General features: G+C 60.3%; 25 protein-coding genes. 12 read left to right on the top strand and 13 right to left on the bottom strand.

Annotated features, from left to right (window positions below; genetic code table 11):
• Positions 1-26: 26 nt before the first annotated feature.
• The 4 genes from ACE04I_RS23745 to trxB all read right to left on the bottom strand — a co-directional run bounded on the left by ACE04I_RS23745 (position 27) and on the right by trxB (position 3,947).
• Positions 27-1,148: an alkene reductase gene (locus tag ACE04I_RS23745; RefSeq protein ID WP_046795454.1), complete on the bottom strand. Its 1,122-nt coding sequence runs from the start codon at positions 1,146-1,148 to the stop codon at positions 27-29.
• Between the two features lie 37 nt (positions 1,149-1,185).
• Positions 1,186-1,482 (bottom strand): ArsR/SmtB family transcription factor, encoded by a 297-nt coding sequence (locus ACE04I_RS23750; protein WP_046795453.1) that lies wholly within the window; start codon positions 1,480-1,482, stop codon positions 1,186-1,188.
• A gap of 578 nt (positions 1,483-2,060) precedes the next feature.
• Positions 2,061-2,957 carry a LysR family transcriptional regulator VtlR gene (locus tag ACE04I_RS23755; RefSeq protein ID WP_046795591.1) on the bottom strand — a complete coding sequence of 299 codons (897 nt, stop codon included), beginning with the start codon at positions 2,955-2,957 and terminating at the stop codon, positions 2,061-2,063.
• Positions 2,958-2,972: 15 nt separating this feature from the next.
• Positions 2,973-3,947 carry a thioredoxin-disulfide reductase gene (trxB, locus tag ACE04I_RS23760; protein WP_046795452.1) on the bottom strand — a complete coding sequence of 325 codons (975 nt, stop codon included), beginning with the start codon at positions 3,945-3,947 and terminating at the stop codon, positions 2,973-2,975.
• Positions 3,948-4,193: 246 nt separating this feature from the next.
• Here trxB and ACE04I_RS23765 point away from each other — a divergent pair, with 246 nt between their 5' ends.
• The 3 genes from ACE04I_RS23765 to ACE04I_RS23775 are packed head-to-tail and all read left to right on the top strand — an operon-like array spanning position 4,194 to position 6,238.
• Positions 4,194-4,661 carry an Lrp/AsnC family transcriptional regulator gene (locus ACE04I_RS23765; protein WP_046795451.1) on the top strand — a complete coding sequence of 156 codons (468 nt, stop codon included), beginning with the start codon at positions 4,194-4,196 and terminating at the stop codon, positions 4,659-4,661.
• Between the two features lie 33 nt (positions 4,662-4,694).
• Positions 4,695-5,540 (top strand): glycosyltransferase family protein, encoded by an 846-nt coding sequence (locus tag ACE04I_RS23770; protein ID WP_046795450.1) that lies wholly within the window; start codon positions 4,695-4,697, stop codon positions 5,538-5,540.
• A gap of 32 nt (positions 5,541-5,572) precedes the next feature.
• Entirely contained in the window at positions 5,573-6,238 is a 666-nt protein-coding gene (locus ACE04I_RS23775; RefSeq protein WP_052760443.1) for a glycosyltransferase family 29 protein, read from the top strand.
• A 10-nt stretch (positions 6,239-6,248) separates the two neighbouring features.
• Here the strand turns inward: ACE04I_RS23775 and ACE04I_RS23780 are convergent, their stop codons facing one another.
• The gene (locus ACE04I_RS23780; RefSeq protein WP_046795449.1) at positions 6,249-7,280 is read right to left on the bottom strand and encodes a polysaccharide pyruvyl transferase family protein; all 1,032 of its coding nucleotides are present in this window, start codon (positions 7,278-7,280) and stop codon (positions 6,249-6,251) included.
• A 190-nt stretch (positions 7,281-7,470) separates the two neighbouring features.
• Here ACE04I_RS23780 and ACE04I_RS23785 point away from each other — a divergent pair, with 190 nt between their 5' ends.
• Positions 7,471-8,403: a glycosyl transferase gene (locus ACE04I_RS23785; RefSeq protein ID WP_348625765.1), complete on the top strand. Its 933-nt coding sequence runs from the start codon at positions 7,471-7,473 to the stop codon at positions 8,401-8,403.
• 38 nt (positions 8,404-8,441) lie between these two features.
• Here ACE04I_RS23785 and ACE04I_RS23790 read toward each other — a convergent pair whose 3' ends face one another.
• From ACE04I_RS23790 to carB, 3 genes are all read right to left on the bottom strand, one after another.
• Entirely contained in the window at positions 8,442-9,488 is a 1,047-nt protein-coding gene (locus tag ACE04I_RS23790) for a glycosyltransferase family 4 protein (RefSeq protein WP_046795448.1), read from the bottom strand.
• A gap of 15 nt (positions 9,489-9,503) precedes the next feature.
• Positions 9,504-9,980 carry a transcription elongation factor GreA gene (greA, locus tag ACE04I_RS23795; protein ID WP_046795447.1) on the bottom strand — a complete coding sequence of 159 codons (477 nt, stop codon included), beginning with the start codon at positions 9,978-9,980 and terminating at the stop codon, positions 9,504-9,506.
• A 785-nt stretch (positions 9,981-10,765) separates the two neighbouring features.
• Positions 10,766-14,254 (bottom strand): carbamoyl-phosphate synthase large subunit, encoded by a 3,489-nt coding sequence (gene carB / locus ACE04I_RS23800; RefSeq protein ID WP_046795446.1) that lies wholly within the window; start codon positions 14,252-14,254, stop codon positions 10,766-10,768.
• A 288-nt stretch (positions 14,255-14,542) separates the two neighbouring features.
• Between carB and ACE04I_RS23805 the strand changes: the two genes are divergently transcribed.
• Positions 14,543-15,274 (top strand): DUF1868 domain-containing protein, encoded by a 732-nt coding sequence (locus ACE04I_RS23805; RefSeq protein WP_487207654.1) that lies wholly within the window; start codon positions 14,543-14,545, stop codon positions 15,272-15,274.
• Positions 15,275-15,289: 15 nt separating this feature from the next.
• Here ACE04I_RS23805 and ACE04I_RS23810 read toward each other — a convergent pair whose 3' ends face one another.
• Positions 15,290-16,078, bottom strand: a complete 789-nt coding sequence (locus tag ACE04I_RS23810) for a LytTR family DNA-binding domain-containing protein (protein ID WP_137326589.1) — start codon at positions 16,076-16,078, stop codon at positions 15,290-15,292.
• 48 nt (positions 16,079-16,126) lie between these two features.
• Between ACE04I_RS23810 and ACE04I_RS23815 the strand changes: the two genes are divergently transcribed.
• The 4 genes from ACE04I_RS23815 to ypfJ all read left to right on the top strand — a co-directional run bounded on the left by ACE04I_RS23815 (position 16,127) and on the right by ypfJ (position 20,269).
• Positions 16,127-16,669 carry a DUF2306 domain-containing protein gene (locus ACE04I_RS23815; RefSeq protein ID WP_046795445.1) on the top strand — a complete coding sequence of 181 codons (543 nt, stop codon included), beginning with the start codon at positions 16,127-16,129 and terminating at the stop codon, positions 16,667-16,669.
• 115 nt (positions 16,670-16,784) lie between these two features.
• A complete protein-coding gene (locus ACE04I_RS23820) occupies positions 16,785-17,909 on the top strand; it encodes an acyltransferase family protein (protein ID WP_046795444.1) in 1,125 nt (374 codons plus the stop codon).
• A gap of 140 nt (positions 17,910-18,049) precedes the next feature.
• A complete protein-coding gene (locus ACE04I_RS23825) occupies positions 18,050-19,261 on the top strand; it encodes an MFS transporter (protein WP_082118398.1) in 1,212 nt (403 codons plus the stop codon).
• A gap of 99 nt (positions 19,262-19,360) precedes the next feature.
• The gene (gene ypfJ, locus ACE04I_RS23830) at positions 19,361-20,269 is read left to right on the top strand and encodes a KPN_02809 family neutral zinc metallopeptidase (protein ID WP_046795443.1); all 909 of its coding nucleotides are present in this window, start codon (positions 19,361-19,363) and stop codon (positions 20,267-20,269) included.
• Positions 20,270-20,298: 29 nt separating this feature from the next.
• Here the strand turns inward: ypfJ and ACE04I_RS23835 are convergent, their stop codons facing one another.
• Complete coding sequence (locus ACE04I_RS23835; protein ID WP_046795442.1) at positions 20,299-20,781, bottom strand: SRPBCC family protein; 483 nt, start codon at positions 20,779-20,781, stop codon at positions 20,299-20,301.
• A 47-nt stretch (positions 20,782-20,828) separates the two neighbouring features.
• Between ACE04I_RS23835 and ACE04I_RS23840 the strand changes: the two genes are divergently transcribed.
• The gene (locus tag ACE04I_RS23840) at positions 20,829-21,155 is read left to right on the top strand and encodes an ArsR/SmtB family transcription factor (protein WP_046795441.1); all 327 of its coding nucleotides are present in this window, start codon (positions 20,829-20,831) and stop codon (positions 21,153-21,155) included.
• Here ACE04I_RS23840 and ACE04I_RS23845 read toward each other — a convergent pair whose 3' ends face one another.
• Entirely contained in the window at positions 21,156-21,635 is a 480-nt protein-coding gene (locus ACE04I_RS23845) for a DUF2938 domain-containing protein (RefSeq protein ID WP_046795440.1), read from the bottom strand.
• A 269-nt stretch (positions 21,636-21,904) separates the two neighbouring features.
• Here ACE04I_RS23845 and ACE04I_RS23850 point away from each other — a divergent pair, with 269 nt between their 5' ends.
• Together ACE04I_RS23850 and ACE04I_RS23855 are read left to right on the top strand one after the other, a co-directional pair.
• Positions 21,905-23,137 carry a TCR/Tet family MFS transporter gene (locus ACE04I_RS23850; protein WP_046795439.1) on the top strand — a complete coding sequence of 411 codons (1,233 nt, stop codon included), beginning with the start codon at positions 21,905-21,907 and terminating at the stop codon, positions 23,135-23,137.
• A gap of 147 nt (positions 23,138-23,284) precedes the next feature.
• A complete protein-coding gene (locus ACE04I_RS23855; protein ID WP_046795438.1) occupies positions 23,285-24,679 on the top strand; it encodes an MATE family efflux transporter in 1,395 nt (464 codons plus the stop codon).
• Between the two features lie 29 nt (positions 24,680-24,708).
• On the opposite strand, the gene ACE04I_RS23860 is transcribed toward ACE04I_RS23855, so the two are convergent.
• On the bottom strand, positions 24,709-25,059 hold the full coding sequence (locus ACE04I_RS23860; protein WP_046795437.1) for an antibiotic biosynthesis monooxygenase: 351 nt from the start codon (positions 25,057-25,059) through the stop codon (positions 24,709-24,711).
• A gap of 98 nt (positions 25,060-25,157) precedes the next feature.
• Positions 25,158-26,387: a glutamine-hydrolyzing carbamoyl-phosphate synthase small subunit gene (gene carA / locus ACE04I_RS23865; RefSeq protein ID WP_046795436.1), complete on the bottom strand. Its 1,230-nt coding sequence runs from the start codon at positions 26,385-26,387 to the stop codon at positions 25,158-25,160.
• Positions 26,388-26,705: the final 318 nt, after the last annotated feature.

Genomic DNA, 26,705 nt, shown 5'->3' on the forward strand with positions numbered 1-26,705 from the left:
TTGCGGGGCGTGGTTTCCGGAAAAGATCAGGCGACGGCTTCGAGCGCCGGATAATCCGTATAGCCCTTGGCGCCACCACCATAGAAGGTGGCGCGATCCGGCTCGTTGAGGGGCGCATTATCCTTGATACGCTGCACCAGATCCGGGTTGGCGAGGAAGAGCTTGCCGAATGCGACGGCATCGGCATAGCCGCTCTCGACGGCCTCGATCGCGCTTTCGCGGTCGTAACCGTTGTTGACCAGCCAGCCGCCCTTGCCGCCGGCCTTGCGGTAGGCGGATTTCAGCTCCTGGTAATCGAAGGGCTTGTCGCCCTGTGAGAAATTGCGGTCGCCGCCGGTGGCTCCCTCGATCACGTGGATGAAGGAGAGACCGCGGGGACCAAGCTGCTCGACCACGTAGTTGAAGAGCGGCTGCGGATCGGTTTCGGCAATGTCGTTTGCAGGCGTTACCGGCGAGAGGCGGATGCCGGTGCGGCCGCTGCCGATTTCCTTTGCAATCGCATCGACGACTTCGAGCAGGAAGCGGCTGCGGTTTTCAATGGAGCCGCCGTAGTCGTCGGTCCGCTGGTTCGTGCCGTTCTTGAGGAACTGATCGAGCAGATAGCCGTTTGCAGCGTGCACTTCGACGCCATCGAAGCCGGCATCGACAGCCGCGCGGGCAGCCTTGCGATAGTCCTCAATGATGCCGGCGATCTCCGAACGCTCCAGCGCGCGGGGAGCGGAGGTTTCCGCGAACGCGCCACTGCCATCCGGATTGATGATAAAGGTCTTGCTGTTCGCCGGAATGGCGGAGGGCGCCACGGGTGCTGCACCGTTCGGCTGCAGCGAGACGTGCGAGATGCGGCCCACATGCCAGAGCTGGGTGACGATCTTGCCGCCCTTTTCATGAACGGCCTTGGTCACCCTCTTCCAGCCTTCGACCGCCTGCGGAAGGTAGAGGCCGGGTACATCGGCATATCCCTGGCCCTGCTGGCTGATGGGTGTCCCTTCGGTGACGATGAGGCCGGCGCTGGCACGCTGCTCGTAATAGATGGCGTTGAGATCGTTCGGGACGGCTTTCGGGGACCGGTTGCGGGTGAGCGGTGCCATCACGAGGCGGTTGGAAAGCGAGATGTCACCGAAATTGATCGGATCGAAGAGATTGGCCATGCGAATTTCCTTTTTCACGGAGCGGGGGCGGGGAATTTCAGAGGGTGGAGCGAAGCTCCTCGAGAAAGGTCGCGATTGTCTCCTCGTTGCGGCGATAGAATGCCCATTGGCCGACGCGGTGGATCGTCAGCAGGTTGGCCTTCTCGAGGGTCGACAGATGCGCCGAGACGGTCGATTGCGACAGGCCGCAGCGCTTCTCGAACTGATTGGCGCAGATGCCCATTTCGAGAGGATGGAGTTGACTGGAAAAATGGCGTTCGGGTTCACGCATCCATTCCAGGAATTCCACTCGAGCCGGATGGGCGAGCGCTTTCAAGATTTCCGTTTTGTCCATCGTGACCTTAAATCGTGTTTCTCCGATATATAGATCGGAAATCGTCGATTTAAAGGAACCGATTTGCGGAGAAATGCCGGAGCGTAAAAAAATAGGCCCTCGGATCGCTCCGGGGCCCTAGGTGTGAAGGTCAAAACCTCCAGAGGGGAACAGCCGGCGCGGGACAACGGGGAGTCGTCAAAGAAGGGGCGCCAGCTACAACCAATATGGGTAATCGGAGGCGAATGGACAAGGGGTGCGGATGGAATATTGAACAGGAAGTTTTCTGAGCGAAATTTTTGCAGAGCAAAAAAAGAGGGCCGCCGGATCGCTCCAGGGCCCTATAGGTGTGAAGGTCAAAAACCTCCAGAGGGGAACAGCTGCTGCGGTGGAACTGGGAGGAAAGCCACCATGTGCATCAGCTGTGTGCGATATGGTGGTTTTTTGTGCAGCGAACAATACGTTTTTGTGCACAACAGCTATGCGGGAAGCGCAAGCCTTCGGCCAAAAAACCGCCATGAAGGCATAGTCATCTTTTTATATTCCCGTAACCTATTGTTTTTTATGGATGCCTTGATTCGCCATAGGCTGAAGCGGGCTCAGAAATTCCAATTGCGCGCCTTGGCGACGATGAAATCGCGAAAGACCTTCAATTTCGCGGCGTTCTTAATTTCATCCGGATAGCAGAAATACGTGTCGAAGGACGGGATGTCGGCATTGATGGGAAGCTGGATCAGCCCCGGATCGCGGCCGACGATGTAATCCGGCAATACGGCTATCCCGATGCCGAGCAGGCAGGCGCGCTTGATCGAAGTCTGGCTGTTGATCTGCAGATGCGGCGTACGCGGATTGTCCGAGGAGCGCCCGGCATATTCCAGCCAATTGACGTCGAGAAGATAATTGGGCGCCGGTTCCCCGAAGGTGAGAATGCGGTGATCGTCCAGATCTTCGACCGTTTGCGGCTCTCCGAAACGATTGATGTAGGAGGGCGCCGCATAGACGTGCATATGCACGGTGAAGAGCTTGCGCTGGATGAGATCGGACTGCTGCGGCTGGCGAAGCCGGATGGCGCAGTCCGCATGGCGCATGTTCACATCCAGCTCTTCGTTGTCGAGGATGAGCTGGATCGCCATTTCCGGGTAGAGCTGCAGGAATTCCTGGACCTTGTCGGTCAGCCAGCCCTGGCCGAGGCCGACGGTGGTCGTAACTCGGAGCTTGCCGGAGGGTTTTTCCGTCGTCTCGGTGAGTTGCGCCTTCACCGTTTCGAGCTTCAGCAGCACGTCATGCGCCGTGCGGTAAAGCAGCTCTCCCTGCTCGGTGAGAATCAGGCCGCGGGCGTGCCGGTGGAAAAGCTTCACGCCCACGTCCTGCTCGAGCGCGCTCACCTGCCGGCTGATGGCCGATTGTGAGAGGTGCAGCTTGTCGGCAGCGTGGGTGAACGACCCGGCCTCCGCCGCCGCGTGGAAAATGCGCAATTTGTCCCAGTCCAGCGGCACACCCATGCGAGGCCCTTACTCTGCCGCAACGGCGATTGGCTGGATACCGGCGAGATAGCGCTCGGCTTCCAGCGCGGCCATGCAGCCCATGCCTGCGGCGGTGACCGCCTGGCGGAAGGTGTCGTCGGTCACATCGCCGGCGGCGAATACGCCGGGAACGTCCGTCGCGGTCGAATCGGGAGCGGTCCAGAGATAGCCGTTGGGTTTGGTCTTCAGCTTGCCCTTGAAGAGTTCCGTGGCAGGCGCGTGGCCGATCGCCACGAAGACGCCGTCGACGGGCCGTTCGGTAATCGCGCCGGTCACGGTGTCACGAAGGCGGATGCCTTCGACGGACGGCGGCATCGGCGGCTTGGCGGGCTTGCCGGTGATCTCGGCGACTTCCGTATTCCACAGCACGCCGACATTCGGCCGCTGGAAGAGGCGTTCCTGAAGGATCTTCTCCGCGCGGAAGCTGTCGCGGCGGTGCACGACGGTGACCGACTTCGCGATATTGGAAAGATAGAGCGCTTCCTCGACGGCGGAGTTGCCGCCGCCCACGACGATCACGTCCTTGTTGCGGTAGAAGAAGCCATCGCAGGTGGCGCAGGCCGAAACGCCGAATCCCTGAAAATGCTGCTCGCTTTCAATACCGAGCCACTTGGCCTTGGCGCCGGTGGCGATGATGATCGTCTCGGCCGTCCAGGTCGTGCCGGAATCGGTGCGCACGGTAAACGGGCGGCGGGAAAGCTCGACCTCGGTCACCAGATCGTTGACGATCTCGGCGCCGACATGGCTTGCCTGCTTCAACATCTGTTCCATGAGCCAGGGGCCCTGGATGGGATCGGTAAAGCCTGGATAGTTCTCCACGTCGGTGGTGATCATCAACTGGCCGCCCTGTTCCATTCCGGCGATCAGAACCGGTTTCAGCATGGCGCGCGCCGCATAAATGGCGGCAGTATAGCCGGCCGGGCCGGAGCCGATAATCAGAACCTCGGTATGACGGGCAGACATGAAATTTCCTTTCGAAGACCGGATCAAAGCGTAGGCATGGCTCCTCCCTACATTCCTCATATAAGGAGTCGATCGCGATCTGCCGCTTTTGACGCAGCATTTAAGTGCGATCCATGCATTAGTTCAAGGGCAGCCTTGCGTTAACAACAGAACAGTTGGCATGGAAACGTCAGCGGTGGACGCGACATATTCTTGCTTAAAATCCGTCTTGCGCTAAAAGCCTGAAAAAAAACGAAGGGAAAAATCGTGCTTCGCGCTGATCTCGACGCTATCGACATCAAGATTCTAAGGGAATTGCAGCGCGACGGGCGCATCACCAATGTGGAGCTCGCAGAGCGGGTCGGCATATCGGCGCCGCCTTGCCTGCGCCGTGTGCGCAAGCTGGAAGAAGCCGGCATCATCGAAGGCTACCATGCGCTGCTGAACGCTCCCAAGCTCGGCTACGATCTGGTGGCTTTCTGCATGGTGGGGTTGAAGCGGCAGTCCGATGCCGATCTCAAGGGCTTCGGCTCGAAGGTGCAGCAATGGCCCATCGTGCGGGAAGCCTGGATGGTCAATGGCGACAGCGATTTCCTTCTGCGCTGCGCAGCGGAGAACCTGACGATCTTCCAGGATTTCGTGATCGAGGTGCTGACGGCGGACGAACATGTCGACACCGTTCGCACCATGCTGACGATCCGTCAGGTCAAGCAGCTCGGCCTGGTGGAAATTTGACCCTAGGCCAGCAGGGCTGGCGGGATTGATACTATGCTTACACCCGAGAATACGCTTCTGGCGATCTTCTCCTACAATATGGGAAATACGCTTGAGAGGTGCATTACCTCGACGCTGAAGATGTGTCCGGGCTTCGATCTCGCCATCATCGACGACCAGAGCGAGGATGCGGCCACCAGGGACGTGATCCGCAGGCATGCCGGCTCCTTCAAGTTCTCATTCGTTTCCGAGAGCGACAAGGAGGGGAAAAAGCACGGCAATCTCTACGACAATGTCCAGTTCATGTGCGATCTGGCCACTGAAAAGGGATATGAATATCTCTTCCTCATCCAGGACGACATGCAGTTCGTGCGCCCCATGGATGACTATATCTGCCGGCAGTATTCAACCTTGTTCGAGGCGGATGAAAAGGTTCTGCAGGTCGATCCGCGTTTCCTGCGGAAGGGCTACAACTACGAGATCGTGGAGGCGTGGAATGCCTACCGGTTCCCGGAAGGGGATGTCCGTCGCTCCTATGCCGATGTCGGCATCCTGCGGCTTTCGCTTCTCAAAGCGATGAACTGGAAGTTCCGGGATAGCGAATCGGAAAACAAGAGAGTTCTGACAGAACTCGGCTATCAGCGGCTTTTTCCGCTTTCCCCGATCCTGATGCATGTCCCGTTTCCGGTTTCATACCGGAATGGCAAGGTCAGGCGGTCTTGGCTTCCGCGAAACCGGGGCACCTACGCGTTTCACGAGCTGTCGCAGCAGGAGCGCGACGCGATGGACCGGCGCCCCCTTTCGAATATTCCCTACTTCCGGCAGTATCTACGGCCGAAGAACATGCTCTTCACCCGGCTTGTCTATGCGCTTGTGACGGACGCATCGGCATTGCGCTAGGAAACTGGAGGCCCACGGCGAGGCGTTCATTGATGACCAGCATGAACGGGGAAGGGTTCATTCCGTTCCTCAGGAAGAAAGCAAAGAAGAAGACCGCCAAGGTGATCGGCTGGTTTCGCCGGCAATTCGGTATGTGCTATCGGTCCGCGCTGTCCGAGGCGGATCTCTTCAAGATACTTCGTGGAAAATCGGTCGCGCTCGTCGGCAATGCGCTAAGCCTTGGGGAACGGGATTGCGGGGCTGCGATCGATGCCTGCGACATCATCATCCGTTGCAACCGAGCACCGATACCCGACATCCGCTCGCACGGCGCGAGGACGACGTTCATCGCGACCAGCATCGAGTTGCCGGGAGAAATCATGGCCGAGCGCGGCGCAAGCCACATTCTATGGATGTCGCCGCCACGCAATGCGCTTCCGGGCTGGATCGTCAAATGGCCGAACTTCTTCCTTTATCCCAAGAAGCGCCACGAGGCGCTTAACGCCAAGATGCCCGGCCGACCGACCACGGGGCTGATGGTCATAGATATTCTGACACGTTCGCGCTGTCGCTCGGTGGCGCTCTACGGCTTCGATTTCTTCAAGAGTCAATCATTGTCGGGCGATCGTGACAGGACGCAGGGGCCTCACGATTTCGATGCCGAAGAACGGTTCGTGAGGACGCTTGTCGCCAAGGACCGAAGATTTTCGCTGAACTGACCTGCGCGGACTACTGGCGCTGGTGGAGGCTTCCGATCCGTTCAATCTCATCGAAAAGCAGCCCGGCATCGGTCCGGCACTTTTCCAACCCGATCTCGATCTTCTGCCGCTCCTCGTCGGTATAGCTTTCCCTCTCGGGATGCGAGAGGCGGTCGGCAAGCGATGACATCGTCGTCAGTCTTCGAGCCCCGAGGCCGAAATCGTTCAGGAGCGCGCCGATCTTCCAGGAGTTCGAATCCACCGCCAGAAAAGGCGTTCCGGTAAAAAGGCAGAAACATGCGGCATGAAACCGGCCCGTGACGTGCAGGTAGGCGTGCTGGAGCGCATCTATGAAGCCGGCTTCATCCTTGCTGAAAAGGATATCTGGGTGACGCATGCCCGAGGCTGCGGCATGCAGATGAATATAGGCTTCTCGCAGCAGGCGAAGGGGAGGCGGATAATGCGGCTTGCTCGGTTTCAGCGTCTTCAGGATCGGCAGAAACCTGGCATCGCTTCGCGAGAAGGCGATCCTGGCAAGCGTTCGGCTCACCTCGCGTGAAACCGAGTCGCCTACCAGGAGCAGGTTGCGGTTCGTGGTCGCAGGAGCGGGAACGGCACCTTCCGCCAGCGAAAGATCGGGCACGAAACCGATCTGCCGGCCGGCTTGCGCCGAAGCGGCTTCGGCGCTCCAGGAATCGCGCGTCGAGATCAGTGCAATCCGCTCCAGATAGCGGCGCCAATCGGCGGGATTTTCCTGATAAAGCGCGTTGATGAGCGCCACCGGCTTGTCGCCGCGCGCCGGATGATCGACGACCCGCAGCAGCCGTTCACCTTGCGGTGCCCCGTGATGGAGAGTGCCCTCGCCATTGATGACGATAATGTTACTATCCGACATGGCGGCGAGGAACCGCCGGTCGTTCTCCCAGTCATTGCGAACAAGGCTGCGGGCCACTATCTGAATGTTCCGCCGCGCCAGGTTTTCCTCGATGATGCGCATGACGCGGAGACAGCCGAAATGATTGTCGCCGCGCGTGTCGTTCAGGATAACTGCCTTGAGGGTCAAAGAATGCCTTTCCGGGCCTGGTGCCGCCGGATACTTGGAGTGCCTGCATTTATGTCTGCCACAGCTCTGCTATCAAGCAATTTTGCGAACTGCGCTGAACAATGCGAAGGCCGATCCTTCAATATCCTCTTGTCTCAGGCCTCGTGATTTGGTCTGAGGAAGAGCAAGCCACTACATCAGGAGCGAGCGCGTGGTGCGGATATCGGAACGGCCCTTGCACCGTTCGGCCATAAAGTTTCTTGCCACGGTTCTCCTTGGCAGAGCGAACGCGCATGCGCAGAACTGGTGGCCGGGACTTGCTCTGGATGCGCCAGCTGATCCGGCCCAAGAGGGGCATGTCGTCTACCGCGAAGAAGAGGTTGCGCAGCTCCTGCATCCGTCGGCACTGAAGGCGCAAGCCGGTCGGGATGTATTCATCATCGGTTCCGGTCCTTCGGTGAAGGAAAATGACATATCCGCGATCGGTTCCTGCACCGCCATTCTCCTGAACGGGTCGGTCAGTCTGATCGGCTGCCCGATAGAAAGGCCGCTTGCAATTGCTATCGAGGATGAACGTTTCATCTGGCGCCATTTCGATCTCGTGCGCGCAAAGGTCGAGAAGGGAATGTTCTGCCTCTTCTCCGTCGGCGTGCTCAGGGCGATATGCGAGATCGACCACAAATGGCTTGGCGACAAAAGGATCGTCCTCATCGACGATATCCGCAAGCCGTATCGGGAGGCTCGAAGAAGCAGCACCACACTGGTCGAATTCGATTTCGCGCATCTGAGCGCGGATCGAGGGGCGGGCTTTTCCGACGATCCGTCCCGTGGCGTCTTCCAGGGCGGTTCCGTCGCCGTTAGCGCCCTTCAATTCGCGGTCTATTGCGCGCCGGAGCGGATCGGCTTCTTCGGGATCGACATCGCCAATGCGGATAGCACTCCGCGTTTTTACGAGCGGACCGGCTGGACGGCCAAATCCGGAATCGCCCGCGCCCGCGCCCGCATCCTGGCCCATATCGAGCTTGCCAAGCAGGTTTGCGACGAAAAGAGGATCGAGCTTCTCAATTTCTCCAGGATGTCAGCCCTGCAGGATTGCGGTCTTGCCTATGACGCCCGATATGCAAGAGCAGCCATCGAGGCTTAAGGAAGGCTAGGTGGGGCAGGGAACCCGCCGCTTTCCGGCTACGCAAGCAGGTGCTTATAAACCGTCTCCAGCGCCTCGGCCTCCCGCGTCAGCGCGAAGTTCTCCCGCACGTGCTTCAATCCGGCCTTGCCCTGCTCCAGCGTCTCTTCGGGATTAGCCAGATAGTTGCGGATCGCTTCGCGAAGCGCCCGATAATCTCCCGCAGGGACGACGGCTCCGGTCTGATCCTGAACGATCATCTCGGCATAGGCGCCGGCGTCGCTCGCGACGACCGCAACGCCGGAGGCCATGGCTTCCAGTGGCGTCAGGCCGAAACCCTCGTTGCGGGAAGGCGCTACATAAAGCGTGAGCTTACGATACCAGGGCTTGATATCGTCCACCTCGCCGAGAAAGCGTATCCGCTCGGAGAGGCCCGCATCGGCCACGGCCTTTCTCAGCTCATCGGCAAAGGCCTGATGTTCGGCCGTTACGCGGCCGTTCACCACCGCCGTCCATTCCGGGTGGTCCGGAAGAAGGTCGATCATCGATCTCACGAAAAGATCGGTGCCCTTTTGATGGCGGACGCGTCCGAAGCAGCCGATCAGATATTTTCCCGGCAAGCCAGTTGCCGCGATGCTGTCCTCTTCGCCCGATGCGGGATGGAAGAGGTCGAGATCGACGCCATGCCGGATGACGGTGTGAGGAACCTCGAGGAAGGAGCCGGAGCGGCCGCTCGTTGCCACCACGGCGTCCATGCGCCGGATCAGCCAGCGGGTATAGCCGGTGTGGCGGCGCTGCGCCGCCGAGGTGAAGAGAAGCTTCAGCGGCATGCGGAAGACATGGCGCAGGATAATGCCCGGAAGCATCTCCGTGTTGCGGCGCGCATGCCAGACGCGCCATCTTGCCCCCTCCGGAGGAGACCAGAGCGCCAAAAGCTGCCGCCACTTCATCTTCGGCAAGCCGTCAGGCAGGCCGGGGCCAAGCGTGACGATACCGCGGCCGAGCCGGATCTGTTCCGGCACGAGCTGGACGACGGTAGACGTCACGCCCGATAGGCGCCGCTTGAAATGAGGCGCGATGACGGTGATATGGCGGAGCGAGTGCAAGATGGCAGCCGGAAATCAGCCCCAGCTCACGGAGAGGATTTCATAGCTCTTGGAGCCGCCGGGAGCCACGACCTCGATGGAATCGCCCACTTCCTTGCCGATCATCGCGCGGGAGATAGGAGATGAAATCGAAATGCGGCCGGCCTTCACATCGGCTTCCTGATCGCCGACGATCTGATAGATCTTTTCCTCGTCGGTGTCTTCGTCGACGAGCTTGACGGTTGCGCCGAACTTGATCTTCGAGCCCGACATCTTCGTGAGGTCGATCACCTCTGCGCGGGCGATCAGGTCCTCGAGTTCGCCGACGCGGCCTTCGTTGTGGCTCTGCGCTTCCTTGGCGGCATGATACTCGGCATTTTCCGAAAGGTCGCCATGAGCGCGCGCCTCAGCGATGGCCTCGATGATGCGCGGACGCTCCTCCTGCTGACGCCACCGCAGTTCTTCCTGCAGCTTTGTAAAACCATTCGGCGTCATCGGTACCTTATCAACCATTTCTTCGTCCTTTACCTCATGCCCGCGGTTGCCGCGGACACAAAAAGAAACAGGTTCCGGAGCGAAACTTCGGAACCATCCACAAATCAGAGTTTTCCGGACTATAGCAGATCATGAACTGCAATTGCCAGAGATTTCGAGATGGCATCTCCCGCAGAGATTTCAAGTCCGTCGGGAACCATGCTGCTCCTGCTGTGTTCGAAACTGGCACATTACGGGTGAGGGAGAGACTATCTGTCGCGCACGCCCCGACGGGGCCGCACCCTTGGAAGCGAGGATATCCGAGTCCATTCAGCCGCTTATCCGCTCGAGCTCGCATCTCGATTCGAGCCGCTTCAAGCGGCGGATGAGGGCCGGATCGTTCCTAAACGGAGCGGCCGGACCGTTCCGGAAAGCAAGCTTCTACAGGCGCTTTTGTCCTTCTTGTCCCGTGAGGAGCCGAAAGTGTCCCGAAATGAGACATGTGGGAGGCGGGAGAGTTGGCTGTTAAGAAAGTGTCAACCTTGACCGATGACTAAGAAAGACACCGTGCAATCGCCTTTCTAAATTCCGCGCGCATGGTTTCTGGAGGTTCCGCCAATGACGAGGCGGCTGAGATATCTGATCGTGTCGGTGTTGACATCGCTGATGATGTGGGCCGGTGTTTTTATCGCCGCGCTTGTGATGTGGCGGCTGATCCGCGACTATCTATGACTTAGCTATCCGCGAAATCCTGAACGACGCAAATGAAAAGGCCTCTCCCCAAGGGAAGAGGCCTTCGCATTGTGATGCGGGCAGGGTTTGGCTCAGCCGAAATAGCTTTGCAGCGGGCGCACTTCGAGATTGCCGGCCTTCAGTGCCTTGATCGCAAGTGCTGCGGCTTCGGCGCCGGCCATGGTGGTGTAATAGGGGACCTTCTGCATCAGCGTGGCGCGGCGCAGCGACTTGGAGTCCGAGATCGCCTTGTTACCATCGGTCGTGTTGATGACCAGCTGAACCTGGCGGTTACGGATGGCATCCTCGATATGGGGGCGGCCTTCCAGCACCTTGTTGATCTTGGTCGCCTCAATGCCGTTTTCAGCGAGGAAGCGCTGGGTGCCGCCGGTCGCCAACACCTTGAAGCCGATCTCGCTCAGGATGCGGATCGCCGGCAGAACGCGGGCCTTGTCCTCATCGCGAACGGAAACGAATACCGTCCCGTCACGCGGCAGTTCGACGCCCGCGCCAAGCTGCGACTTTGCGAAGGCCAGAGCGAAATCCGTGTCGAGGCCGATGACCTCGCCGGTCGAGCGCATTTCGGGTCCAAGCAGCGTGTCGACGCCGGGGAAGCGGGCGAAGGGGAAGACAGCTTCCTTGACCGCGATGTGCTTCAGGTTGCGCGGGTCCGGCTTCTGGCCGTAGGCGGCGATTGCCGCATCCAGCTTCTCGCCCGCCATGACCCGGGCAGCGATCTTGGCGATCGGCGCGCCGATGGTCTTCGCCACGAAGGGAACGGTGCGGGAGGCGCGCGGGTTCACTTCCAGCACGTAGATCGTGCCGTCCTTGATGGCGTACTGGACGTTCATCAGGCCGCCGACGTTGAGCGCCTTGGCGAGCGCGGTCGTCTGGCGCTCCAGCTCGTCCACCGTTTCCTTCGAGAGCGAGCGCACCGGCAGCGAGCAGGCGCTATCGCCCGAGTGAATGCCGGCCTCTTCGATATGCTCCATGATACCGGAGACGAAGACATTCTCGCCGTCGCAAAGGGCATCCACATCCACCTCGACGGCATTGGTGAGGTAGCTGTCGAAGAGCAGCGGGTTCTTGCCGAGCAGGGTGTTGATCTGGCCGGTCTTGTCGTTCGGATAACGCTGCTTGATGTCTTCCGGCACGAGGCCCGGAACCGTGTCGAGCAGATAGGTCTGCAGCATGGATTCCGAGTGGATGATCTGCATGGCGCGGCCGCCGAGCACGTAGGACGGGCGCACGACCAGCGGGAAGCCGATCTCTGCCGCCACGAGGCGGGCCTGTTCCACCGAATAGGCTATGCCGTTGTTCGGCTGGTTGAGGTCGAGCTTCATCAGGAGCTTCTGGAAGCGGTCACGGTCTTCGGCGAGATCGATCATGTCGGGCGCGGTGCCGAGGATCGGGATGCCGTTCTTTTCGAGCGCTTCTGCGAGCTTCAGCGGGGTCTGACCGCCGAACTGGACGATGACGCCGACCACTTCGCCCTTTTCCTGCTCGGCGCGCAGGATTTCGATCACATCCTCGGCCGTCAGCGGCTCGAAATAGAGGCGATCGGAAGTGTCGTAGTCGGTCGAGACCGTTTCCGGGTTGCAGTTGATCATGATCGCTTCGTAGCCGGCATCCTTCAGCGCGAAGGCGGCATGGCAGCAGCAATAGTCGAACTCGATGCCCTGGCCGATACGGTTCGGGCCGCCGCCGAGGATGACGACCTTCTTGCGATCGGAAACCTGCGCTTCGGAGCGGAGCGAGCCGACGAAGGGCGTTTCATAGGTGGAATACATGTAGGCGGTGGGCGAGGCGAACTCGGCCGCGCAGGTATCGATGCGCTTGAAGACGGGCCTAACGTTCAGGCTGTTGCGAAGCTCGGCGACTTCTTTCGGCCGCTTGGCCGTCAGGCTTGCAAGGCGGGCGTCGGAAAAGCCCATGGCCTTCAGCATGCGGAGGTTTTCGGCATCGGTCGGCAGGCCGTGCTCGCGGATGCGCGCTTCCATATCGACGATCGCCTTGAACTGGGCGATGAACCACGGATCGATCTTGCAGGCCTCGTGGACTTCGGCCTCGCTGAGCCCCAGGCGCAGCGCCTGGGCGACCATGCGCAGCCGGTCCGGCGTCGGCGTGCCGATCGCGGCGCGGATGGCGTTCTTGGAGTTTTCCTCGTCCTGAAGGCCAGGGATTTCGATCTCGTCAAGGCCGGTAAGGCCGGTTTCGAGACCGCGCAACGCCTTCTGCAGCGATTCCGCGAAGGTGCGGCCGATCGCCATGACTTCGCCGACCGATTTCATGGCCGTCGTCAGCGTGGGTTCGGCGCCGGGGAACTTCTCGAATGCGAAGCGCGGGATCTTCGTCACGACATAGTCGATCGAGGGTTCGAACGAGGCCGGGGTCGCGCCGCCGGTGATGTCGTTTTCGAGTTCGTCGAGCGTGTAGCCGATCGCAAGCTTCGCCGCGACCTTGGCGATCGGGAAGCCGGTCGCCTTGGAGGCAAGTGCGGAGGAGCGCGAGACGCGCGGGTTCATCTCGATGACGACGAGGCGGCCGTCTGCCGGGTTGACGGCGAACTGCACGTTCGAGCCGCCGGTTTCCACCCCGATCTCGCGCAGCACCGCGATCGAGGCGTTGCGCATGATCTGGTATTCCTTGTCGGTCAGCGTCAGCGCCGGCGCGACGGTGATCGAGTCGCCCGTGTGGACGCCCATCGGATCAATGTTCTCGATCGAGCAGATGATGATGCAGTTGTCCGCCTTGTCGCGGATCACCTCCATCTCGTATTCCTTCCAGCCGAGCACCGACTCTTCGATCAGCACTTCGGTGGTGGGGGAGGCGTCGAGGCCGCTCGAAACGATCTCGAAGAACTCAGAGCGGTTGTAGGCGATACCGCCGCCGGTGCCGCCGAGCGTGAAGGAGGGGCGGATGATGGCCGGCAGGCCGACATGGTCGAGCGCCTGGGCGGCAATCGCCTGCGCGTGGCTCATATAGCGCTGCTTGCGGTCGCTTTCGCCGAGATTCCACTGGTTTTCGAGTGCGTCGAGCGCCTTGTCGAGCTCGGCGCCGGAAAGGCTTTCGCGCAGCTTGGCGCGCTCGGCCTCATGCGCTTTGCGGTCCTGGTCCTTGATATCCGTCGCGTTGGCAAGCATCGATTTCGGGGTTTCAAGACCGATCTTGGCCATCGCCTCGCGGAAGAGCGCGCGGTCCTCGGCCTTGTCGATCGCGGCGGGCTTGGCGCCGATCATCTCGACATTATAGCGGTCGAGCACGCCCATGCGCTTCAGGGAGAGGGCGGTGTTGAGCGCCGTCTGGCCGCCCATGGTCGGAAGCAGCGCGTCCGGCCGCTCCTTGGCGATGATCTTGGCGACGACTTCCGGGGTAATGGGCTCCACATAGGTCGCGTCGGCAAGGCCCGGATCGGTCATGATGGTGGCCGGATTGGAGTTGACCAGGATAACCCGGTAACCTTCCTCCTTCAGCGCCTTACAGGCCTGGGTGCCGGAATAATCGAACTCGCATGCCTGGCCGATGACGATCGGCCCCGCGCCGATGATGAGGATCGATTTGATATCTTGGCGCTTCGGCATGATCGTCTTTCCGCTTTTTTCTGCGCGAAAAGCCGGCCGGGTGTGGGAGATCACCGGTCGGGTCGCGCAACTCAAGGTCTTTTCAGGCTAGACGGGGCTTATAGGCAAATGTGTCCGCAAACGGAACCCCATAAATCACCAAATCGACAGGATTTGCATTCGTATTCCGGTTATCGGCGACACCGACCTCCGGCGACCGCCCTTCCAATGGGAATATCCCCGCCAGGTGTCACGTTTCTGTGCCTTGGGAGGGCTAAGGAACGCGCTCGGAAATGGGGAGTATCCAGCGTGGCCGATACGATCGTTACATCTGTTACATCCGAATTGCTGAACTTCGCGAAGAGCCGGAGGCCCGAGCCGCCGTTTCATCTGGGAACGCGTTACGACAGGAGCGGGCGGTTCCTTCCCGAACCGGGAAATACGGTCGTTTGTCACCTCGTTCCGGGTTCCGAGACCGAACGTGCGCTGATAGCCGCGCGCGAGCGCTATCTTGCAATGCCGGAAGCGCCGCAGCTCGCGTTCACGCCGATAAGCAGCCTTCACATGACGCTGTTCCAGGGGATTATCGAACGCCGCCGGCGCTTGCCCTATTGGCCAGGGGATATCGCGCTCGACACCCCCGTGGACGAAATGACCGCGATCTATCGCGAGCGCTTTCGCGATTTCACGGGAGGGCCGGCATTCCGCATGCAGGTGGTGCGGGCCTTGCCGACCGGGCTCGTTCTGGAGGGCTTGACGAGCGAGGACAGGCAGGCGCTCAAGGACTGGCGGAACAGCCTGGCGGATGTCTTCGGTTACAGGCATCCCGATCACGATAGCTACGAATTCCACATCACTTTCAGCTATGTGATCGAGTGGTTCGAGGACGCGGCGTTGCCGGCGTGGGAGGTGATGCTTTCGGATGCCGCAAAGGACATCCGCGAAAGCCTCGAGTTCCTGGAATTACGGCCACCGGCATTCTGCGAGTTCGCCGACATGAATCATTTCGAAGAACTCCAGATCTTCGATGTCCAGCCTTAAGTATGGTGAGGTAGGTCAGCGTCCCGCATAGTGTTCGCGAGTGGCGGATTGGAATGTCCGGCTGACGGGGATTTCCGCGCCGTCTTTCATGACCACGAAAAGCTTGCCGTTGTCTCGCTTCAGGTTCTTCACCTGCGCATCCGCCACCCAATGGGAACGGTGCACCTGCAGGCCGGCTGTCGCTCCTGTCTCTCTGATCGCATCGGCGAACCGCAGCAGCACCAGTTCCTTGCCCCGCGTGGTGACGACCTCGGTGTAATGATCTTGAACCGAAAGCCTTATGAGCTCGCCACGGTTCTGCGGTTTCAGCCGGTCGAGAATCGGAGCGCCGGCGGAAGCGTGTGCCGGAGGTGAGGCTTCGAGATGAACGATCTTCTCCCGCATGGCGAGGAAGGTCAGAAGGCAGAAGAGCGCACAGAGTGGCACGGCGAAGATGGCCCGCCGCAGAATGTCTGTGAAGGAGAATGCCGTTCCGAGAAAGCCGAGATCGAGCAGCGTTAGAGCGAGGCCAATCGGCAGGGCCGCTATTATCGAACCGGTCATCATGCGCCAGAACATGCTCATGATCGGTCGCCGCAGCAGGATTTCCGCAAGAACCGAGAAGGTGATGGCGATCGTCCAGGTGACGGCGTGGAGGCTCAGCCAATATCCGAAGCGTTCGGCCGGCCCCATGGTCTGTGAGGTGCCATAAGGGCCGGTGATGGCAAAGATCAGGACGATCGCGCCGAAGGTCAGCCAGAAGCGCGGCGATGCGGTGAAGAGCCGCATTTCACGAAGCGTGGATTGCAAAAGGGGTCGATCCACGAAGTTTATCCGTCTGTTGCGCCATTTTCGGTTGAGGGTGGGGCATTCATGGCCGAAAGAGCCGTGGAGTTCAATTCGGATCGTATTCTCATGACGCTTCAGCCGCTCCTGGAGGCATCGCCGGTCATCCAGTTTCATGTCGCAACGGTTGTGCCCGCGGCCATTCTCGGCGCCTATATCCTTTCTGCCCGCAAAGGCACGCCGACGCATCGTCTGCTCGGCAAGGTCTGGATGGTGCTGATGGTGGTAACCTCGATCTCGACGTTCTTCATCCATGAACTGAACCTGTTCTATGGTTTCAGCCCCATCCACCTGCTTTCCATCCTGGTCCTTTTCGGAGCCTTCGGGGCGATCGCGGCGGCAAGGCGCCATGACATCCGCCGTCACAGATCGATCGTGCTCGGCATGTATCTCGGCGGCATCGTCGGCGCGGGCCTCTTCACGCTGCTGCCTGGCCGGATCATGTATGACGTGATCTTTTCCGGTAATCTCGTTTGGGCCGTCATCCTCGCCCTTGCCGTCGTCGCCGGGGCTTTCTTCGTGCACCGGGGTTTTCGCCGCACGAAAGCCGAGCTCGGCGACAGGGCCTAACCGAAGAGCATGAACGATAGAGTTTTACCTATTAAGTAACTTCGGATAATCGCGACGACAAAATCGAAGCAAATGAATAAATCACGGCAGCGGGTAAGGTTCAGAGGGTGCTGTCGTGGTCGTTTCGCCAGGTTCCGTCGGTCGGCGCAAGTTGCTTTCCATCCAGATACTGCGCGGCCTTGCGGCCGGTTCGGTTGTGATAGCGCATACCATCGAGCATCCGCAGACTATGCCAAACGATGATATCCTGACGCTCGGACTGTTCGGCGTGATCGTCTTCTTCGCCATCAGCGGCTTCATCATCTCGCATATCAACAGCAGCGAGCATTCTGCCGATAGCCGGTTCGACCCGGCGGATTTCCTTGTGCGCCGCTTCTTCCGCCTGGTACCGCTCTATTGGGCCTGCACCCTGCTGACCTTCTTCTGCGCTCTCTTCCTTCCGTCGCTGTTCAAGAACACGACCCCGGACATAGGTTACTTCGTCAATTCGATGCTATTCATTCCGGCCGCGATACCGGGGGACCCGACGGATTGGCGCCCCTTGCTGAAGCTCGGCTGGTCGCTGAACTACGAGGTCTTCTTCTATATCCTGTTCGCGGCCTTCTTCTGGGTGGCGACGACGGTCAGGAGAACGATCCTTCTGACCGGATTGTTAGGTTCGATGGCGATGGCCGCCTTCTTCATCGAACCGGCATCGGGCATTCTCTCCTTCTATCTCAATTTCTCGCTGCTGGCCTTCATCGGCGGGCTGTGGCTTGCCGAAGCGGAGAAGCGCCGAATGTTCGACCGCATATCGCCACTCGGCATTTTCGCCATGACGATGGCGAGCCTCGGCTCTCTCTGGATGCTGTTCAGCCTGCATTTTTTGGATTTTGCGGGGTTCCACGGCTATATCTGGCTTGTCATCGCCGCTCTGGCGCTGGTCGCGCTCGCATTAGCTTGCGAAAGCTTCGTTCGCGATGCGGGCATCATCCACCTGCTGGTGCGCCTAGGTGATATTTCCTACTCGCTCTATCTCACGCACATGTTCGTCGTCGGCTTCGGCTGGTTCGTCATCAAGCGCCTATCGCTTGGCGAAGCCGCGACCGCCATCGGCATGGCGCTGATCGTCGCCGCCTGCATTCTCGGCGCCTCGATTTCCTATGTCGTGATCGAGCAACCCTTCAACCGGGCCGCGCGCCTGTTCACACGAAAGGGCAGGTCCGGGGTCGCGGCTGCGACTACTCCCTCGGCTTCCTGATCCAGTCTCGAAAAAGGCGGAGCGTACCGCTAGGCGGCTTCCTGTCATAGACAAGCTACCGCCGGCGGGATTAAGAGCTGCACGTAACAAACGTGCGGCAACTGCCTCCTCATAGACGGCGGTTGCGCTGAGGAGACACCATGGCCGATGCAACGATGAAACCCGTAGCGGCTGTTCCCGCGGAAGTGACGGTGTTGCCGATCATTCTTGCGGTCAGCTTCTGCCACATGCTCAACGACGTCATGCAGTCGATGATCTCGGCGATCTATCCAATGCTGAAGGCTGATTTCGGCTTGGATTTCTGGCAGATCGGTATCCTGACGCTCGCCTTCCAATGCACGGCCTCGCTGCTGCAGCCGGTCATCGGGATCGTTACCGACAAGAAGCCGTTTCCCTATTCTCTTCCGGTCGGCATGGGCTCCACGTTTATCGGGCTGCTGATTCTCGCCAATGCCCATACCTATGGCATGCTAGTCTTCGCAGCCTCGCTGGTCGGCATCGGCTCGGCGATTTTTCACCCGGAATCCTCGCGCGTGGCACGGCTGGCGGCCGGCGGGCGTTATGGCTTTGCCCAATCGGTCTTCCAGGTGGGCGGCAATTTCGGCCAGGCGATCGGACCTTTGCTTGCCGCCTTCATCGTCGTGCCGCGGGGGCAGGGCAGCGTCGCATGGTTCTCCGTCGCCGCCATGCTCGGTATGTTTATTCTCAGCCGGGTGGCGCGCTGGTACAAGGCGCACATGCTTGCCAATGCCGGCCGCAAGAAGGCTGTCCGGCCGCACAACCTGTCACGCCGCACCGTGGTGATCGCGCTTACCGTGCTGACGCTGCTCACCTTCTCGAAGAATGCCTACATGGCGAGCATCAGCAGCTACTACACCTTCTTCGTCATCGAGCGCTTCGGCGTGACGGTTCAGCAATCACAGACCATGCTCTTTATCTTCCTGGGCGCGGTTGCGCTCGGGACCGTCGTCGGCGGACCAATCGGCGACCGGTTCGGCTCGAAGGTGGTGATCTGGGTCTCGATCCTCGGCGTGCTGCCGTTCACGCTGGCAATGCCCTTCGCCAATCTGCCGATGACGATCGTGCTTTCGGCTATCATCGGCTTGATCATGGCTTCGTCCTTTCCGGCCATCGTCGTCATGGCGCAGGAGCTCGTGCCGGGACGGGTGGGGATGATTGCCGGCATCTTCTTCGGTCTCGCCTTCGGCATGGCCGGAATCTCGGCTGCGCTCTTCGGTGTGATTGCCGATAGCCACGGCATCTCCTTCGTCTATTTCCTCTGCGCCTTCCTGCCGGGGCTCGGGCTGCTGACCGTGTTTCTGCCGGGCAAGAGCGCGCTTCGGGTCGCTTGAACGGAAATCTCTTCACCACCCGTGCGGGCAAGGATCGCCTTGCCCGCGGTTGCGTTATATGATGCTGTCTAGAGAGCAGGCGAACAGGAGAGCGCGATAATGGAATGGAGAGGCCGTCGCCAGTCGGGCAATGTCGAGGACAGACGCGGCGTCTCGCCGGGAGGCGGTCCTTTCGGTCGCGGCGGAGGCTTTCGCTTTCCCTCCGGCGGTGGCGGGATGCGCCGCGGGGGAGGCGGTCTTGGTATCGGCGGCATTGTGCTCGTTCTGATCGTCTGCTGGATCGCGGGAATCAATCCGCTGACGATGCTCACCGGCGAACTTTCCACGAATGGCGGCTCCACCCAGCAGCAGACGACCGGCACGCCGGCGGATGACGAGAGCACGGCCTTCGTGAGCACCGTGCTTGCCGAGACGGAAGATACCTGGAACGGCATCTTCCAGGCACACGGACAGCAATATCAGGAGCCGATGCTGGTGCTGTTTTCAGGCCAGGTGAACTCGGCCTGCGGCTTTGCGTCCGCGGCCTCCGGTCCTTTCTATTGCCCCGGCGACCGCAAGGTCTATCTCGACACGAGCTTCTTCCGCGAGCTTTCGCAGCGTTTCGACGCGGCAGGCGATTTCGCGGAAGCCTATGTGATCGCCCATGAGGTCGGTCACCACGTCCAGAACCTGCTCGGCATCCTGCCGCGCTTCAATCAGGCCCGTCAGCGCATGAGCGAGACGGAAGCCAACCGCATGTCCGTGCGCGTGGAACTGCAGGCGGATTGCTTCGCCGGCGTATGGGCCAAGTTCACCGAGCAGAGGGGCATTCTCGAGCGCGGCGATCTCGAAGAGGCGCTGAACGCCGCCCAGCAGATCGGCGACGATACGCTGCAGAAGCGCACGCAGGGCTATGTCGTGCCCGAAAGCTTCAATCACGGGACATCGGCGCAGCGCATGGAATGGTTCCGCCGCGGTTTCGATACCGGCGACATCAATGCCTGCGATACTTTCGCGGCCCAGATGTGAGAGTGGCGGCGGGCCTTGCCCGCCACCGTTTATTTGTACATACCTTCGCGAAGGTTGATGCCGTATTCCACATAGGCTTTCAATGCGCAGAGCATCTGCGACCATCCCTGGCAGTTGCCATAGGATGCAGCCAGGCCGCCTTGTGTTTCCCGCCAGCCTTCCTCGGCAATTGTCACCAGCGTGCGGTTTCCGTCCACAGGTTCGAACGTCATGGTTATCGTCGTCTTGTAGTTGGCGAGCACGACGTTTTCCGGTCCCTGTTCGGCGGCATTGCCGTCTGTCGCATCCCAGCGCAGTACAATCTTCCTGTTCTTTTCCACCTCGACGACCTCAACCGGGAACGCGCCAGGAAAGTCAGCGAAATCCCAAGTGACGGTGGTGCCGGTCTCCAGCCGCGCGCTGGCGCCGCCGGTCGTGAAATAGCCGGATAGTTTTTTTTGATCGACAACTGCCTCGAAGACTTCTTCGACCGGTTTCGAAATCCGGCCCGATACCTTGAATTTCAGTTCCATGGTCCTTCTCCCTTGTTCTCAGCTCCATAATGTTATAAAAACATAACATGTCAAGTGAAGATGAAAGCGACAGAATTTTCAAGGCGTTGGCCGCGCGTGTTCGCAGGGAGATTCTGGACGAGTTGAAAGACAGGCCGCAAACGACGGGCGAACTCTGCGCCCGGTTCTCGCAGATAGACCGCTGTACGGTGATGCAGCACCTGAAGGTGCTGGAGGAGTCGGATTTGGTGATCGCGAAGCGCCAAGGGCGGGAAAGATGGAATCACCTCAATCCGCTGCCGATCAAGGCGATCCACGACAGATGGATCGGCCCTTATGCGGCACAGGCGGTGGATATGCTCGGCCGGCTGAAAGCCGATCTCGAGGGCGGCTGATCAGCGGATCAGCAGTGCGCTGCCATAAAGTCCGGCGGCGAAGATCGTGTGTGCCACGAGGTTCAGGGCACGCACCTTGGTGGGGTTCGGTGTTCTGGATGCCGCCCAGCCGAGCCCGAGGCCGGGCTGCATGAGAAACCAGCCGGCGCCTACCGTGACGATACCGAGTATCCATGCAGGCAGAAAAGTCGGGGCGGCGAACCAGGCGGAGCCGACGATGAAGGCGAGGATCAGGCCGTATAGAATTCCAACGGCATAGTGGCCGATCCAGCCGAGCGCCAATTCGTTGGCATAAGGTTCGGCATCGGCGATGTTCTCGTGAAACACCTTGCCACGGCCAAGATGCCAGAACCACCGCCCCGCGGGCGCCCAGTTTGCCTTTGGCTGGCCGAAGACACGGTAAAGGACGATCGCCCAGATATCCATCAGTACGGTCGCGCCGATGCCGATCACCGCGCCGCGCCAGAAAAGTTCGAACATGGAAATGCCGCCATAGGAGGGAATTCTTCCCTTTCTACAGCGGGATGGAGACGATTGTCGAGAACCCGCAGGCTTCTTGCAGCCTTGGCTTTGGCTGCGGGGTAGCGAGTATCGGTGGATGATGAAGGCGGGCTGGCCGCTCATGCTGGCGTCCATTCATCAAAAACTTTGAGATGTTCACGTATTGTTTCCGTCCGGCGCATCGGGTATTTAGGCCAGCCGGCGACGCGATCGTCCTTACAGAATCTCAATTCCACAGAGACCTCCCGATGCTCGATCCCAAATTCGTTCGCCGCGGCCTGTTCCTCGTTTTCATGATTCTGTTCCTGGACGTGATCGGGATCGCGATCATCATGCCGGTGCTGCCGGCTTTCCTGCAGGAGCTGACAGGCGACGACGTGAGCGCGGCTGCGGTCGACGGCGGCTGGCTGCTGCTCATCTATTCGGCCATGCAGTTCCTGTTCGCGCCACTGCTCGGAAACTTAAGCGACCGTTTCGGCCGGCGGCCGATCCTGCTTGCGTCCGTCTTCACCTTCGCGCTCGACAACCTGATCTGCGCGGCTGCCACCAGTTTCTGGATGCTCTTCGTGGGCCGCTTTCTGGCCGGTATATCCGGCGGCAGCTTCGCCACTTGCTCGGCCTATATCGCCGATATCAGCAATGACGAGAATCGCGCGAAGAATTTCGGCCTGATCGGCATCGCCTTCGGCGTTGGCTTCACGATCGGCCCGGTCATCGGCGGCCTGCTCGGCGAACTCGGACCGCGCGTGCCTTTCCTCGGCGCCGGGCTTTTGTCGCTCGCCAATTTCATCGCCGCCTGGTTCCTGCTGCCGGAGACTTTGGAACGGGGCAATCGCCGCAAATTCGAGTGGAAGCGGGCCAACCCGCTCGGCGCGCTTCGGCAGATGCGCCATTATCCAGGTATCGGCTGGGTCATGCTGGTGATGTTCCTTTATTGGCTCGCCCATGCCGTCTACCCATCGGTCTGGTCTTTCGTCTCGTCCTATCGCTATGGCTGGAGCGAGGGGCAGATCGGCTTTTCGCTGGGCCTCTTCGGCATTTGCGCCGCCTTCGTCATGGGTTTCGTTCTGCCGAAAGTCGTGCCGGTGCTCGGCGAATGGAGGACGGCGGTGCTTGGGCTTTCCTTCTCCTGCATCGGACTGACCGGTTATGGGCTCGCCTGGGAAGGCTGGGTCGTCTATGCGGTGATTCTCGGCACCACTATAGAGAACATCGCGGACCCGGCGCTGCGCAGCATCGCCGCCGCCAAGGTTCCGCCTTCGGCGCAAGGCGAACTGCAGGGCGCGATGACCAGCCTCACGAGCCTGACGACGATCATTGGCCCTCTGATCTTCACTCAAGCCTTCAGCAATTTCACCGGAGCGCGTGCCTTGGTGGAGTTCGCCGGCGCGCCCTATATCGTGGCTGCCTTCTTCATGCTGGTGGCAATCATCGTCTTTGCGAGCAAAATTTCGTCAAAAGAGGCGGTAGCTGCAGCTTGATTAATCAGTTTTGTTGAACTGGTGCCCAAAAAATTTGCTTGATGGGTATCGAGGCTTGCTCCCGGTCGAGGGCTTTCCTATAGGTTTTGGTACCCGCCGCTCGCCAACACCTGGAAGCGGCTTTTTTCGTCTTGGAATGGAAGTCCGATGTCTACTCTGGCTCCGAGCCTTTCTGCGTCTGCCGACAATTCCTGGGGTTCGCACATGCGGGCCACCTTCGCGCTCGGCATTCCCTTCGTGGGGGCGCAATTGGCGCAGATGGCGATCCACACGACGGATATCATCTTCGTCGGCTGGCTAGGCACGACCGAACTTGCCTCCGTCGTGCTCGCAAGCCAGATGTTCTTCCTCGTATTCATCTTCGGAACGGGGTTTTCCAGCGCGGTGGTGCCCATGGTTGCCCAGGCGCTCGGCCGTGGCGATTCCGTCTCGGTCAGGCGTTGCGTGCGCATGGGCATATGGGTCGTGTTCTTCTACGGGCTGCTTACTGCGCCGATCCTCTGGTTTTCCGGCAGCGTTCTCGTAAGGCTCGGGCAGGACCCGGAGGTGGCGGCGATCGCGCAAAGGTATCTGCGCGTCATGCAGTGGGGCATGTTCCCGGCGCTTTTCGTCATGTCGGTGCGCAGCTTCCTCGGCGGGCTGGAGCGCGGGCGCATCATTCTCTACGTGACCATCGCCATGTTCGTGGTGAACGGCGTGGTCGCCTATACCCTGATCTTCGGCCATTTCGGACTGCCGGAGCTCGGGATGCTGGGCGCGGCGCTTGCCTCGCTCAGCGCGAACATTGTCGGCAGTCTGATCATGTTCTTCTATGTCCAGACCCAGCCGGGCACGCGCGCCTATACGATATTCGTGCGCTTCTGGCGCGCCGATTGGGCGGCGTTTCGTGAAGTCGTCAGCCTCGGACTGCCGATCAGCTTCACGATCCTTGCAGAGACCAGCCTGTTTTCCGCAGCCTCCCTTCTCATGGGGCTTTTCGGCAAGCTGGAACTGGCGGCTCACGGGATTGCGCTGCAGCTTGCCTCGATCGCCTTCATGGTTCCGCTGGGGCTCGCCCAGGTCGCGACGGTGCGTGTGGGACTTGCCTACGGCCGTGAAGACATGCTCGGCGTCAAGCGCGCGGCGGTGGCGGTGCTCGCTGTCAGCGTCTGCTTCACCGCGGCCGGCAGCCTTCTCTTCACCATCGCTCCCCGGCTCTTGGGAGCCCTGTTTCTCGATGTCAGCCGGGGTGATGCGGCACAGGTTCTGGTCATGGCGGTGCCGCTGATCGTCATTGCCGGCGTCTTCCAACTGGTGGACGGATTGCAGGCGGTTGGCGCGGGCCTGCTGCGCGGGCTGAAGGACACGCGCATTCCGATGATCCTGGCGCTTATCGCCTATTGGCCGATCGGCTTCAGCTGCGCCTGGCTGTTCGGCTTCCCGCTCGGCTTCCGGGGGGAGGGCGTCTGGTTCGGCTTCGTGACGGGCCTTGCCGCGGCTGCGGTATTCCTGTGCGGACGCTTCTACATTCTGGTGCAGAAGGAAAGCAAAGCGGCCCACTGATATCAGCAGGCCCCATAATTCCGGCTGGATCAGGCCGCGAGAAGATCGGCCACGGCGACGGGCGTATAGAAACCGATACTGGATTCGACACCGAGGCGTCTGCTCAAAGCCTGCCTATCGATGCCTGCTTCCGCATCCGACCTTGCGACTGCCGCGATGACCGGCTGAAGAACTTGCTCGTTCTCGAACTGGAGAATGGTGATGAGGTTGAACGGGCCGGGACCGGAATTCCGTTCCAGAATGAGGTCGTCGACGAAGCCCGGCTGCTGGCGTATGACCTCATGTGTCCTTTCGACAAGCCTCATGAATTCGTCGCGTGCATCATTCGGTACCGAGAAACTGTTGACCCGAACGACACGTGCCATTTGTGCATTGCTCATATGAAAAACCCCTGCTCGATTGAACAGGGGTATTTGTGCGACCTCAAGTAAGGTTAAGGTCAATAGGCTCTACGGAAAAAAAATCCGCGTCAGCGGGATCAGCGCTCGGCCAGTGCCGGCTCGCCCTTCTTTTCGCGCACCATGTTGATGAAACGGCGGAAGAGATAATGGCTGTCCTGCGGGCCGGGAGAAGCTTCCGGATGATGCTGGACGGAGAAAACCGACTTGCCGGCGACGCGCAGGCCGCAATTCGTACCGTCGAAGAGCGAAATGTGAGTCTCTTCAACGCCTTCCGGCAGGGACTTGGAGTCGACTGCGAACCCATGGTTCATCGAGACGATCTCCACCTTGCCGGTGGTGTGATCCTTGACGGGATGGTTGGCGCCATGATGGCCCTGATGCATCTTCTCGGTTTTCGCGCCAAGCGCGAGGCCGAGCATCTGGTGGCCGAGGCAGATGCCGAAGGTCGGGATATCGGTTCTGACGATTTCGCGGATGACGGGAACCGCGTATTCGCCGGTGGCCGCCGGATCTCCGGGACCGTTCGAGAGGAAGATGCCGTCCGGCTTCAGCGCCAGGATGTCCTCGGCGGACGTCTGGGCCGGCACCACCGTCACCTTGCAGTCGAGGCCGGTGAAGAGGCGCAGGATATTCCGCTTCACGCCGTAGTCGACGCAGACGATGTGGTATTTGGCGTCTTCCGGCTTGAGTTCCTCATAGCCTTCGTTCCAGACCCAGGGCTTCTGCGTCCATTGCGAAGACTGGCCGGAGGTGGCTTCCTTGGCGAGGTCGAGGCCTTCGAGGCCGCTCCAGGCCCTGGCTTCCGCCTTCAGCGCCTCGATATCGAACACGCCGTTCGGGTCGTGGGCAATCACCGCGTTCGGCGCGCCCTTTTCGCGGATCCAGGCGGTGAGCGCCCGGGTATCGATGCCGGAAAGGCCGATGATGCCGCGTGACTTCAGCCAGCCGTCGAGGTGCTTGCCGGCGCGATAGTTGGACGGATCGGTGATGTCGGCCTTGAAGATTACCCCGACCGCGCCGCGCCGGGCGGCGGGCGTCAGGTCTTCGATGTCCTCGTCATTGGTGCCGATATTGCCGATATGCGGGAAAGTGAAGGTGACGATCTGGCCCAGATAGGAGGGGTCGGTCAGGATTTCCTGATATCCGGTGAGCGCTGTGTTGAAGACGACCTCCGCCGGCACCTTGCCAGTTGCGCCGATCCCGGTTCCTTCAATGACAGTGCCGTCGGCAAGGACGAGCACGGCGGTGGGCTTGTTGGTGGTCCAGGGGGAAGTGCCCAAGGGGGCAGAGGGGGCGGTCGCGGTCATGTCTATCCTTCTGCCCGATCGGCCCGCCACTTGAAGAAGCGGGCTTACGGGGCCATTTATGGTCGCAGGAAAGGGCGCGCGGAAAACTCCGGCGCAAGCCCTGAAATCTAAATCTCGTGCAGGTGCCGGAAAATAGACAAAGCAGGCGAGGCGGTCAATCTCGCGGCCGGGAGAATCCGATGGGATTTTGGTCCATCGGAATCAAGGGCTTGGCGAAAGTGAATTGATCGGTTCCGATCCCTGATCTATGACAACGGCGTGAATGACAAGGAAAAGCCACAATTCACGGACCTGCGGATGGCTTTCCCAAGGAGCTGA

It is taken from the genome of Rhizobium moroccans (assembly GCF_057559155.1).

Bases quoted from the DNA above. Each gene is read 5' to 3' on its own strand.
- ACE04I_RS23855 (WP_046795438.1), top strand. From the start codon at position 23,285: ATGTCTACTCTGGCTCCGAGCCTTTCTGCGTCTGCCGACAATTCCTGG.
- ACE04I_RS23840 (WP_046795441.1), top strand. From the start codon at position 20,829: ATGTCAAGTGAAGATGAAAGCGACAGAATTTTCAAGGCGTTGGCCGCG.
- ACE04I_RS23775 (WP_052760443.1), top strand. From the start codon at position 5,573: ATGACCAGCATGAACGGGGAAGGGTTCATTCCGTTCCTCAGGAAGAAA.
- ACE04I_RS23835 (WP_046795442.1), bottom strand. From the start codon at position 20,781: ATGGAACTGAAATTCAAGGTATCGGGCCGGATTTCGAAACCGGTCGAA.
- ACE04I_RS23770 (WP_046795450.1), top strand. From the start codon at position 4,695: ATGCTTACACCCGAGAATACGCTTCTGGCGATCTTCTCCTACAATATG.
- trxB (WP_046795452.1), bottom strand. From the start codon at position 3,947: ATGTCTGCCCGTCATACCGAGGTTCTGATTATCGGCTCCGGCCCGGCC.
- carB (WP_046795446.1), bottom strand. From the start codon at position 14,254: ATGCCGAAGCGCCAAGATATCAAATCGATCCTCATCATCGGCGCGGGG.
- ACE04I_RS23745 (WP_046795454.1), bottom strand. From the start codon at position 1,148: ATGGCCAATCTCTTCGATCCGATCAATTTCGGTGACATCTCGCTTTCC.
- ACE04I_RS23750 (WP_046795453.1), bottom strand. From the start codon at position 1,482: ATGGACAAAACGGAAATCTTGAAAGCGCTCGCCCATCCGGCTCGAGTG.
- ACE04I_RS23850 (WP_046795439.1), top strand. From the start codon at position 21,905: ATGCTCGATCCCAAATTCGTTCGCCGCGGCCTGTTCCTCGTTTTCATG.
- ACE04I_RS23845 (WP_046795440.1), bottom strand. From the start codon at position 21,635: ATGTTCGAACTTTTCTGGCGCGGCGCGGTGATCGGCATCGGCGCGACC.
- ypfJ (WP_046795443.1), top strand. From the start codon at position 19,361: ATGGAATGGAGAGGCCGTCGCCAGTCGGGCAATGTCGAGGACAGACGC.
- carA (WP_046795436.1), bottom strand. From the start codon at position 26,387: ATGACCGCGACCGCCCCCTCTGCCCCCTTGGGCACTTCCCCCTGGACC.
- greA (WP_046795447.1), bottom strand. From the start codon at position 9,980: ATGGTTGATAAGGTACCGATGACGCCGAATGGTTTTACAAAGCTGCAG.
- ACE04I_RS23815 (WP_046795445.1), top strand. From the start codon at position 16,127: ATGGCCGAAAGAGCCGTGGAGTTCAATTCGGATCGTATTCTCATGACG.
- ACE04I_RS23860 (WP_046795437.1), bottom strand. From the start codon at position 25,059: ATGAGCAATGCACAAATGGCACGTGTCGTTCGGGTCAACAGTTTCTCG.
- ACE04I_RS23825 (WP_082118398.1), top strand. From the start codon at position 18,050: ATGGCCGATGCAACGATGAAACCCGTAGCGGCTGTTCCCGCGGAAGTG.